The organism is Vibrio sp. 2304 (genome assembly GCF_033339475.1).
Lineage (GTDB): Bacteria > Pseudomonadota > Gammaproteobacteria > Enterobacterales > Vibrionaceae > Vibrio > Vibrio alginolyticus.
On sequence record NZ_JAWOUQ010000006.1, the window covers coordinates 74,751 to 86,368 of the forward strand.

Here is an 11,618-nt window from a genome sequence, read left to right on the forward strand (position 1 = left end):
TTTGTAATGACTATGCGCAATTCAGAAAAACAAGACAACTTAGTTCGCGCCTTTAAAGCCCTGTTAAAAGAAGAAAGCTTTGGCTCACAGGGCGAGATTGTTGACGCACTCAAACAGCAAGGGTTTGAGAGTATCAACCAATCTAAAGTCTCACGTATGCTGACTAAATTTGGCGCCGTCCGTACGCGCAATGCAAAAATGGAAATGGTTTACTGTCTTCCTGCTGAGCTAGGTGTCCCAACAGTCAGCAGCTCTCTGCGTGAACTGGTACTAGACATCGATCGTAACGCAGCGTTAGTGGTAATTCACACCGGCCCAGGTGCAGCACAGTTGATTGCTCGCTTGCTTGATTCACTCGGTAAATCCGAAGGTATTCTTGGTGTTGTCGCAGGTGACGATACCATTTTCATTACGCCAACCATGGCAATTACGACTGAGCAACTCTTCAAATCAGTGTGCGAGCTGTTCGAATATACAGGTTAAGTTCTATAAAGCTTCAATCAGCTAACTCATTGTGGGTTATAAAAGAAGTCTCATTTTGTAGCCCATAATTTATGTAAATTTTTTGCTTACTCCGCTCATTCTTTAACCATCCATTTTGTGATTAACATCACGCAATTGATCTTTTTCATTTCAGTCACTAAACGTTAATTAAGTAATTGTTATAAAAAGAATTAAATCACAAATTGAATCCTATCCCCTGATACAAAATTCAGACTTATCAACTATAACATTTAACAATTGGATAATTTTCTGCCAATTTTTTGTTATGATTCGCTCGCTTTTTCAAACGATTGGATTGAAAAAGGTGCCGTTTCCAAATAGGAAACTCCAGAAGTGATTTATGGTTATTTCCGGGTAAATAATGAATATAAGGAAGGGAAATTCATGGCATTTAACAAACTTCTCAAAGTAGGCGCTATCGCTGCAGCCGTAATGGGCGCAGGCGCAGTTAACGCTCAAGAGTTTATTACCATCGGTACTGGCTCTGTGACTGGTGTTTACTACCCAACTGGTGGTGCTATCTGTAAGTTGGTAAATAAAGGTCGTAAAGACCACAACATCCGTTGTTCAGTAGAATCGACTGGTGGCTCAATTTACAACGTTAACACTATCCGTGCAGGCGAATTAGATTTTGGTATCGTGCAATCGGATTGGCAGTACCACGGCTACAACGGTACGAGCAAGTTTGAAGAACAAGGCCCGTACAAGAAGCTACGCGCAATGTTCTCTCTTCATACAGAACCTTTCAACATCATTGCGCGTGCAGATTCAGGTATTGAAAACGTTGAAGACCTGAAAGGTAAGCGTGTAAACATCGGTAACCCAGGCTCTGGTGACCGTGCAACGATGGGCGTTGTCATGGAAGCGATGGGTTGGACAAACGACAGCTTCAAATTGGCGTCTGAGCTAAAAGGCTCTGAACGCTCTCAGGCACTTTGTGATAACAAAATTGACGCCTTCATTTACATGGTCGGCCACCCGAACGGTTCAATCAAAGAAGCAACCACATCATGTGATGCGAAGCTAGTTTCAGCAACAGGCCCTAAAATCGATAAAATTGTTGCCGACAACCCATACTACGCCTTTAGCTCAGTACCGGCTGGTATGTACCGCGGTACAGACAAAGACGTAAACAGCTTTGGTGTTGCAGCAACAATGGTAACGACCTCTGATGTTTCAGACGATGTCGCTTACAACGTGGCAAAAGCTGTGTTTGAAAACTTTGATACCTTCAAACGTCTACACCCTGCATTCGCAAACTTGAAGAAAGAAGACATGGTGAAAGCTGGTCTTTCTATTCCTCTTCACCCAGGTGCAGAAAAATACTACAAAGAAATGGGTCTAATTAAGTAATTTCCTCAGACTCTACATACAGGCAGGAAAGAATATTTTCTGCCTGTTTGTGCATACAGGTTGTAGCACGTTCTAACTGTATGCTTCATTCGCCAGTTTTCTTCTGAAAACTGCGAGCTCATACCCAAGAAAACTTAAACGCCGCCTAACAGAGTATCCAACAATCAACACTTTGAGTTCAGGCAGCAAAATACTCGAAAGCAAACTTCGCTCCATTCACTACACTGATAGAGGCGAAGTGTGGTTCTCGATAAAAATCAGACAGGACCATCAATAATAAGGAAAAAGTACATGGCGACGAATCAAGCTCCGTCACAAGATGTGCAAGAAATGGTGGCTCAGGCAGACACAGGTGCACGTAGCCCTTCGGGAATGCAAGGACGAATCCTTTGGTTTGTTCCTCTGTGTTGGTCACTATTTCAATTATGGTACGCATCCCCGTTACCATTTATTTTCAATTTTGGCGTACTGAACGACACGGAAGCGCGATCTATCCACCTTACTTTCGCGATCTTTTTGGCTTTCACTGCTTATCCAGCGATGAAGAATTCTCCTCGCGATCATATCCCTCTTGTTGATTGGATACTCGCGTTGGCTGGCAGCTTTTCAGCAGCCTATATATACCTTTTTTATACCGAGCTAGCAGGACGCTCAGGCGCACCGACAACGGTTGATATCGTTGTTGCTGTTATCGGTATGATCCTCCTTTTAGAAGCAACACGCCGAGCTCTTGGTCCACCATTGATGGTCGTGGCTGCTGTTTTCCTTACTTACACCTTTGCAGGCCCTTACATGCCTGACGTTATCGCACACAAAGGGGCAAGCTTGAACAAGGCCATGTCTCACTTGTGGCTAACAACAGAAGGCGTATTTGGGGTTGCGCTAGGTGTTTCTACCTCTTTTGTCTTCTTGTTTGTATTGTTTGGAGCAATGCTGGAACGCGCTGGTGCTGGTGCTTACTTCATTAAAGTTGCCTTCTCGTTACTTGGCCATATGAAAGGTGGTCCAGCTAAAGCGGCCGTTGTTGCATCAGGTTTATCTGGTCTGGTTTCTGGTTCTTCAATCGCAAACGTAGTAACAACTGGCACCTTTACGATTCCACTGATGAAGCGTGTTGGCTTTCCCGGCACAAAAGCGGGTGCGGTAGAGGTAGCGGCTTCAACCAATGGTCAGTTAACACCGCCAATCATGGGTGCAGCAGCATTTTTGATGGTGGAATACGTCGGTATCTCCTACGTTGAGGTGATTAAAGCCGCCCTACTTCCAGCGCTAATCTCTTATATTGCTTTAATTTACATTGTTCACCTTGAAGCGTGTAAAGCAGGCATGACAGGCCTTCCTCGTCGCCACAACCCAACACTAGTACAAAGTCTGCTGTCCTTTACTGGCACAATCTTAGGATTGTGTGTGATCAGCGCATTGGTTTACTACGGAGTGGGTTGGACAAAGGACGTCTTTGGTGATGCCGCGACACCAATTGTTACCGTCGCACTATTAATCGCGTACGTTGGGTTGGTGAAAGTCTCAGCAAATCACGTGCAAGATGGCGCAATTGAGATTGATGCAGAATTAACAGAAGTACCTGATCCTGGCCCAACCGTTAAGTCAGGCTTGCACTACCTACTCCCTATCGTCGTATTGGTTTGGTGTTTGACTGTCGAACGTTTCTCACCTGGCCTTTCGGCATTCTGGGCAACGGTGTTCATGATTTTCATTTTGCTGACTCAACGTCCGTTGATTGCACTGCTGTCAAAGCAAGGTGACATGCTTCAGCAAACCAAAGATGGCTTTGTCGATCTTGCCGAGAGCTTAGTTTCTGGTGCGCGCAATATGATTGGTATCGGCGTTGCAACCGCGGCAGCGGGCACCGTTGTTGGTGTTGTTACACTAACGGGTATCGGCCTAGTGATGACCGACTTCGTCGAGTTTATCTCTGGTGGCAGCATCATTCTTATGCTGCTCTTTACCGCCATCATTAGCTTGGTTCTGGGGATGGGTCTGCCAACAACGGCGAACTACATCGTGGTCTCTACGCTAATGGCGCCGGTTATTGTTACGCTCGGCGCAGCGCATGGCTTGATTATTCCGTTGATAGCTGTGCACTTGTTCGTTTTCTACTTTGGTATTTTGGCCGACGATACCCCACCTGTAGGTCTTGCGGCTTTTGCAGCAGCAGCAATTGCGAAATCAGATCCAATTCGTACCGGTATCCAAGGTTTTACTTACGATATTCGAACCGCTATTTTGCCGTTCATGTTTGTGTTCAATACCCAGCTATTGTTAATGGGGATCGACTCTTGGTGGCATTTGGCACTCACGGTCATCTCATCGATCATTGCAATGCTGATATTCTCTGCGGCAACTCAAGGGTGGTGGTTCACGCGTAACAAGTGGTGGGAAACAGTCCTATTATTAGTACTGACGTTTTCGTTTTTCCGTCCAGGTTTTTGGTGGGACATGCTGTACCCAGCGAAAGTTCTTTCTCCTGGCGTTGAGGTAGCTCAAATCACGGAAACACTAAATGTAGGAGAATCATTGGAGTTACGTGTTGCCGGTGAAAACCTTGAGGGCGACTACATTGAGAAAACGGTTCGTCTTCCATTCGAAGACAGTGCGACAACAGCAGACGCACGTATTTCATCTATGGGTCTGATGCTGACCGAAAGTGACAACAAAATGATTGTCGATATGGTTGAATTTGGTAGTCCAGCAGAGTCCGCAGGTATCGACTTTGATTGGGAAATCAAGTGGGTTATCCAGGATGCAGACCGTCCGATGAAAGAGTGGGTGTTTGTACCATGCTTAATGATTTTGCTGGTGCTTGCCATGAACCAAAAACGTCGTGCTCGTAAGGAACAATTGAGCGCATAACCGATTTGGCCCCGAGGATAAAGGGGCCTTAATGAGAGACATTGAATGTACAAACAAATTCTTGTTCCGGTTGATCTAAATGACCAAGGCTTTTCAGACCGAGCAGTTGAACTAGCGGTTTGGCAGGCAAAGCAAGCAAATGCTCAAATCCATCTTCTGACGGTACTACCTGGTATTCACATGTCGATGGTTGCAACATACTTTCCGAAAGATGCTGCAGCCAAAATGAAGCAAGACGTGAAGCAGCAACTAAAAACTTTCGCTAATGAGCATATTGCTGAAGATGTGGTTTACCAAGTGCATGTTGCTGAAGGCAAGGCCTACGCGACCATTCTTGATTATGCAGAACGTTTAGGCGCTGATCTCATCATTATGCCAAGTCACAAGCGCTCTAAAATCAATAAAGTAATGCTTGGCTCTGTCGCGAGTAAGGTTGTGGAATATTCTCCAATCAATGTGATGGTCGTAAAACCGCAAGGCTAAGTAAATACAGAAACAAAAAGGACGCTAACATTAGCGTCCTTTTTATATTAAACAAGTAAGGGTTATGCCATCACTGGGTAATCGGTATAACCTTCTGCTCCACCCAAATAAAAGTGTTCTGGTTTCGCCTCATTAAGAGGTGCATTTTTCTTAAATCGCTCAACTAAATCTGGGTTTGCGATAAAGGGAACGCCAAATGCGACCACATCAACTTGATTTTCTGCAATTGCCGTTGTCGCTTCTTGTGCACTGTAGCCCACGTTGGCCATTAGGTAACCTTGATAGTTTTCGCGTGCTGGCTTGAGAACATCTGCTTTTTGTACGCCTTTCAGATCCGCACGCATCACGTGCCAATAAGCAAGATCGAAAGAATTAAGTTGCTCTGCTAAGTAACGCACCAAGCCAACTGGATCACTGTCTTTCATGTCATTAAATCCATTTAGCGGAGATGTACGCAGACCGACTCTTCCAGGTCCCCACACCTCAACGACTTCTTTCACTATCTCAAGTAAAAATCGAGCACGATTTTCAACCGAACCACCGTATTCATCGGTACGTAAATTTGAACCGTCACGAAGGAAGTTATCAATAAGATAACCATTGGCGCCATGTATCTCGACCCCATCAAAGCCTGCTTTCTTGGCGTTTTCTGCACCTTGTTTAAACGCCGCAACAATGGAAGCTATCTCATCCACTTCGAGTGCTCGTGGTACCGTATATGCTTGCTTACCCGAAGGGGTATGGACTAATTCATCACGAATGGCCAATGCGCTCGCCGCTACAGGTGTTTTTCCTTCATTCAGATCAGGATGACAAGCTCGTCCCGCATGCCAAATTTGCAGTACAATCTTACCGCCTCTCTCATGAACCGCATCCGTTACCTTTTTCCAAGCTGCGATTTGCTCTTCGTTGTAAATACCCGGCTCTGCCATGAAAGCAGACGTACCTTCCATCACCATGGTGCATTCAGCAATGATAAGTCCGGCACTCGCACGTTGAGCGTAGTATTCAACCATAAGGTCATTAGGAATATGGTCTGCGCCAGCACGAGCTCGCGTTAAAGGCGCCATAATGGCACGGTTATCTAATGCTAATTGACCGAGTTCGATAGGAGAAAATAAGTCTACAGAGTTGGACATGTTGTTTACCTCAAATGACAATAACTTGATGGCTAAGGATGAGGTGCCAGACTATAATCAGATTAATATTGAAACAATATGGATAATTGAAAGTGATTGTTCGCAATTTAGAAACAATTGACTTTAGAACGCTTTCTATCTTTGTCACAAGCTGTCGACTACTGAGCTTAACCAAGTGCGCGCTGGAGTTAAACCTACCAAAATCTACTGTTAGTAAAGCCATAACCAAACTCGAACAACACTTTGAAGCCAAACTGATAGAGCGCACAACCCGAAAGTTAGTGATCACCGAAGCTGGCCAAATGGTTTTAGAGCGTGCTGCAAGCTTAGTTGAGGAATTCCACTCAATTGGCCATGACGTACAGGAGATGGAACAACAGATCCAAGGCCGGCTGCGTATTTCCGCGCCACCAGCGTTGGATGCGTATATGGCGGAACACATCTTTTTGCCATTTTTAAAACAATGGCCAAAAGTACAAATTGCGTTAGAAGCATCGAACGATTTTGTTGATCTGTTTTCACACGGCTTTGATATGGCAATTCGAGTCGGTCAGATAGTTGATGATCGATTGATCGCAAAAAAATTAGGCTATACCACTCGAGTCCTGGCTGCTAGCCCTGAGTATTTAGCTGAGTTCGGCGTACCTGAAACGCCAGAAGATCTGACAAAACACAACTGTTTGAGGTATCAATATGTTTCAGAAATAGGACCTTGGACGCTGATCTCACACGATAATACCGTCAATGTTTCAATAACCAGTAACTTCTCAAGTACAACTGTAGAAGCAATATTAAAAGGCGCACTTAAAGGACTAGGCATCGCGAACTTACCTGTGCAGAACATGACGCAAGAGCTAGAAAGTGGCACCTTAGTCAGAGTGTTACCGCAATGGCACACGGTACCAATGCCTATTTATTTAGTCTATCGTCCTGGAGCAAACCGCCCACGGCGTGTACAAGCAATGATTGACCATATCATGAGCTTAAGATCTCAATTTGAATTTGGCCCTCGGCATGGTTTGTGTTGCGGAGAAGCATAACCTAGCAACTATCAGGCACTAGCATGCTGCTCGGATAAATGCCGCAAGTTTCTCACTAGCATGCTGTTCACTCAATGCAGACATATCACCCGCGGCTTCCACTTTACCATCTGCCACAAACACAAAGTGGCTGGCAATCGCTTTGGCATCGCTTAAATGGTGCGTGACCATCAATACGGTTATTCCCCGCTCTGCTGCGAGTTTTTTTACCAAGCTCAGCATCTCTTCACGCAACACCGGATCAAGCGCCGAGAACGGCTCATCCAATAGCCACATGGGATGAGGCTGAACAAAACAACGCGCTAAGGCAACACGTTGACGCTGGCCACCAGAAAGATGCTCTGGCAAACGGTCGAGGTACTCTGCAACACCAACTTGCTGCGCGGCTTGTTCAATCTGACGATTTTGGTCCACCGTGAGCTTTAGCCCCGGGTGTAAGCCCAAACCGATGTTGTCACGCACCGATAAGTGAGCAAACAAATTGTGCTCTTGGAACAACATAGAGAACGGACGCAGATAAGGCTCTTTACGCACAATGGACTCACCATCAACACAAATATCACCACGGTCAGGATGGATGAATCCTGCCACCAACGCCAGCAAGGTTGACTTCCCTGCCCCACTTGGTCCCATCAGCGATACAATCTGTCCTTGCTCAATCGTTAAGTCAAAACGAAACAGTTCACGTTGGTAGGTGTACTGCACATCATCCAACACTAACATTACGCTCTCTCCTTCGTTTTCAATACTTTCTCAATCAAGGCAAAACAGCCCACACTCAACAACAATAGGGTCACCGATACCACCGCAGCTGCGTCCATCTGATAACTGCCAAGCAACTGGAACAAATACAGAGGTAAGGTACGAAACTCTTGTCCACCAAACAGTGCGATGGCACTTAAATCCCCTATTGCAAACATAAAGCTGATCGCAAACGCATGTGCAAACGGCTTGCGTAGCGCCTGCCACTCCACCACTTTAAACCGTTGCCAGCCACGCATGCCTAAGCTGGCACATACATACTGATACTGTTGTTCAATGTGCAGCATTGGCTGCGCTAGCGTTTTGATCACGTAAGGCAAAGCCATCAAACCGTTCACCAAAATCACGACAAAAAATGCCAAGCTAAAAACATCGGTAAATGCGCGCAGTAGTAAGAATAAACCGGTGCTAATCACCAGACCTGGAGTCACCAAAATAATGGTGCCGATTAACTCTATCTGATCGGCTCGCGTGTTTTTGTACTGCAACCGCCAACGGCGACTGGTCAATAGTATGGACACCCCTGCAGCGACCGCAAGCGCGCTAGCGACACAGGCGACTTTGAGAGAGTTCAATAGCGCAGACCAAAAACGCTCATCGGTTAATACTGTCCAAACTTGTTGGTTGATGCCACTCAGTAACACCATCAATAACGGCGGTATTACCAGTAAAAAGGCACCTATGATCCAAAAGCTATCCCAAGCTTTTGACCACCCATGATCCTTCGTTAAAAATTGCTGTACCGATGTGCTGCCAGCACTGATAGCAACAGGCTTTGTTAACTTCTGCACACCAATAGCAAGCAGTCCACATAACAGCATCTGCCACAGCGCCAATAACGCCCCAGCTTGTAAATCAAAATCAAACTTAATCGCTTGGTAAATGGCCAATTCAATGGTGGTGGATTTTGGCCCGCCCCCCAACGCCATTACAGTGGCAAAACTGGTAAAGCACAACATAAACACCAACCCACAAACGTGGGGAAGCTGCTGCCTTAAACGCGGCCATTCTACCCAGCGAAACTTATCCCAATGGCTCATCCCAAGATGCGCGCAAAGCTTATGCTGCTCGGCAGGAATAGACTCCAAGGCTTGCAGAAGCAATCGCGCCGCGTAAGGTAAATTAAAGAACACATGGGCGAGTAAAATACCGTTCAAACCGTAAATAGAGAATGGCAGTTTAGTATCGAAACTTTGCAACCACTGCGCCAACAAACCACTGTTGCCATAAATCGCTAACAACCCAAAAACACCAACCAAAACCGGTAAAACCAGTGTCGATGCAAACAGCTTAAGCAGTAATGATTTACCAATAAATTGGCGACGCGAAAGTGCGTGCGCTACTGGAATGGCAAAGCCAACACTGAGCAATGTGGAAAGAAAAGCTTGGTAAAAGCTGAACTTGGTGACATGTTGATAGTAAGGGTCGCCCCATACCACAGACACATCAAGTGAAGGGGCTTGAACAATCAAAGCACCTAGGGCAGAAATAACAAAGGTCGCGATGATCATCGCGACCCCTAAACCTATTTTTGGAACAGAATTCAAAGGTAAAACCTATCTCATTCAGATGAGAGTGGAAACGTCAGCTAAAACGTCAATGCGCTTTGCCATTCGCGAATCCAAGACTTACGCATTTTTGCCACTTCATCAGCACTAAAGCTCAACGACTTGCTTGGAACATTCAAGGTTTCAAAACCTTTAGGTAATTCAACGTCAGTGACTGGGTACATCCAGTTACCCGTTGGCATCGCCGATTGGAACTCATCACTTAAAATGAAACTCATAAATTGATCAGCAAGTTCTGAATTTTTTGCCCCTTTCACTTTGGCGGCGACTTCAACTTGCATGTAGTGGCCTTCAGCAAAATTCGCCGTCGCAAACTTCGAGTCGTTTTCCGCAATTAAGTGGTACGCAGGTGAGGTGGTGTAAGAAAGCACTAAATCGGACTCACCATTGAGGAACATAGAATACGCCTCAGACCAACCTTTCGTGACCGTTACGGTTTTACTCGCTAGCTTCTGCCACGCTTGCGTCACATCGTCGCCATAAATAGATTTCATCCATAGCATCAAGCCTTGGCCCGGCGTTGAAGTCCGCGGATCTTGGTAAATCACTTTCAGATCGTCGCGCGTTTCCACCAGCTCTTTCATGCTTTTCGGCGGATTAGCCAGTTTCTCTTTGTTGTACACAAACGCGAAGTAGCCGTAATCGTACGGTACAAACGTCGTGTCGCTCCAACCGTTTGGTAACACTGTATTGGACGTATCTACATTGTGCTCGGCAAGCAGACCGGTTTTCTTCGCTTCTGCCATCAGATTGTTATCCAAACCTAATACGATGTCCGCTTTGCTATTACCGCCTTCAAGACGAAGACGATTCAGAATCGACACACCATCGTCCAACGCTACGAAGTTAACGTCACAGCCACATTTTGCTTCAAAAGCTTGCTCGATTTTAGGACCCGGCCCCCAATCTGCGGCAAAAGAATCGTAGGTATAAATAGTTAATGGGTTTTCAGCAGCAAACGCTGAAGTTGAAGTAATTGCAGCTAGGGCAATCAGATTTAGAGTGGGTTTCACTGCTCGCTCTCCATGAGTATTTCAGAGAAATAAGTTGAGCGGCACAGGGTTTGAGGCGGCTATTAAGGACTTCCAATATCCAGACTCAATTCCTACGCCAGCATTATCTGGTTCAGGTAATACGGGTCCCTAGTTAAACACTTAGGTCTCAGCGCCCCAATGCATTGATTGACTCAATGCTAAATGGGTTTGCTCCCCGATGAGTTGGATGGATTGTAAAGGTATTTGAGTGGTTACACAATCAGCTCACGAGCGCTGGTCATAACCCCAACGAGGCACCAAACCTTGCTCAATACCTAAGTGGTCAAGAATTCTCGCCACCATAAAATCCACTAAGTCTTCAATACTCTTTGGCTGATGATAGAAGCCTGGAGCTGCTGGCATGATGGTGACGCCCATTTGCGACAGTTTGTGCATGTTCTCCAGATGTAGCGTTGAAAATGGTGTTTCGCGAACCACGAGCAACAGCTGCCCGCGCTCTTTCATTACCACATCAGCGGCCCGCTCGATCAAGTTATCTGACATACCATGCGCAATAGCTGCAACGCTTCCCGCAGAACATGGGCAAACCACCATTTGCTTTGGTGCAGCAGAACCAGACGCAACCGGTGAGAACCAGTCATCTTTACCGCAAACGGTGATGTTATCGGGATTGCAGTTCAGGTGCTCTACCAATGCTTGCTGCGCCGCTTCTGGGCCACTTGGTAGCTTAAGATTATGCTCGGTTGCCATCACAACACGAGCCGCCGAAGAAATCAGAACGTAGACATGATAATCCGCCGCAACCAAGCATTCTAAAAGACGAAGGCCGTAGGGAGCACCAGAAGCACCCGTTAATGCCAACGTGATGGCTTTTTTATGAGAGGGTTGTGTTTTGTTTTGCAT

10 protein-coding genes and 1 riboswitch are annotated in these 11,618 nt (G+C 46.0%); of the genes, 5 read left to right on the forward strand and 5 right to left on the reverse strand.

Annotated elements, in window-relative coordinates:
- Nucleotides 1-12 precede the first annotated feature (12 nt).
- The 4 genes from argR to R7P64_RS13485 all read left to right on the forward strand — a co-directional run bounded on the left by argR (nt 13) and on the right by R7P64_RS13485 (nt 5,211).
- On the forward strand, nt 13-483 hold the full coding sequence (gene argR / locus R7P64_RS13470; RefSeq protein WP_005379659.1) for a transcriptional regulator ArgR: 471 nt from the start codon (nt 13-15) through the stop codon (nt 481-483).
- A gap of 405 nt (nt 484-888) precedes the next feature.
- Entirely contained in the window at nt 889-1,857 is a 969-nt protein-coding gene (locus R7P64_RS13475) for a TAXI family TRAP transporter solute-binding subunit (RefSeq protein ID WP_005379657.1), read from the forward strand.
- A gap of 291 nt (nt 1,858-2,148) precedes the next feature.
- Nucleotides 2,149-4,728 (forward strand): TRAP transporter permease, encoded by a 2,580-nt coding sequence (locus R7P64_RS13480; RefSeq protein WP_005383099.1) that lies wholly within the window; start codon nt 2,149-2,151, stop codon nt 4,726-4,728.
- A gap of 45 nt (nt 4,729-4,773) precedes the next feature.
- On the forward strand, nt 4,774-5,211 hold the full coding sequence (locus R7P64_RS13485; RefSeq protein ID WP_005379654.1) for a universal stress protein: 438 nt from the start codon (nt 4,774-4,776) through the stop codon (nt 5,209-5,211).
- A 62-nt stretch (nt 5,212-5,273) separates the two neighbouring features.
- Here R7P64_RS13485 and R7P64_RS13490 read toward each other — a convergent pair whose 3' ends face one another.
- The gene (locus R7P64_RS13490) at nt 5,274-6,350 is read right to left on the reverse strand and encodes an alkene reductase (RefSeq protein WP_222712321.1); all 1,077 of its coding nucleotides are present in this window, start codon (nt 6,348-6,350) and stop codon (nt 5,274-5,276) included.
- Between the two features lie 92 nt (nt 6,351-6,442).
- Here R7P64_RS13490 and R7P64_RS13495 point away from each other — a divergent pair, with 92 nt between their 5' ends.
- Entirely contained in the window at nt 6,443-7,390 is a 948-nt protein-coding gene (locus R7P64_RS13495; protein ID WP_213867115.1) for a LysR family transcriptional regulator, read from the forward strand.
- Nucleotides 7,391-7,408: 18 nt separating this feature from the next.
- Here the strand turns inward: R7P64_RS13495 and thiQ are convergent, their stop codons facing one another.
- The 4 genes from thiQ to R7P64_RS13515 all read right to left on the reverse strand — a co-directional run bounded on the left by thiQ (nt 7,409) and on the right by R7P64_RS13515 (nt 11,618).
- Entirely contained in the window at nt 7,409-8,113 is a 705-nt protein-coding gene (thiQ, locus tag R7P64_RS13500; RefSeq protein WP_005379648.1) for a thiamine ABC transporter ATP-binding protein, read from the reverse strand.
- Complete coding sequence (gene thiP / locus R7P64_RS13505; RefSeq protein WP_222712320.1) at nt 8,113-9,699, reverse strand: thiamine/thiamine pyrophosphate ABC transporter permease ThiP; 1,587 nt, start codon at nt 9,697-9,699, stop codon at nt 8,113-8,115. The genes thiQ and thiP overlap by 1 nt, the downstream gene beginning before the upstream one ends.
- Nucleotides 9,700-9,740: 41 nt before the next feature.
- Nucleotides 9,741-10,733, reverse strand: a complete 993-nt coding sequence (thiB, locus tag R7P64_RS13510; RefSeq protein WP_222712319.1) for a thiamine ABC transporter substrate binding subunit — start codon at nt 10,731-10,733, stop codon at nt 9,741-9,743.
- Nucleotides 10,734-10,805: 72 nt separating this feature from the next.
- Nucleotides 10,806-10,942, reverse strand: a riboswitch (TPP riboswitch).
- 37 nt (nt 10,943-10,979) lie between these two features.
- Entirely contained in the window at nt 10,980-11,618 is a 639-nt protein-coding gene (locus tag R7P64_RS13515) for a flavin prenyltransferase UbiX (protein WP_033906022.1), read from the reverse strand.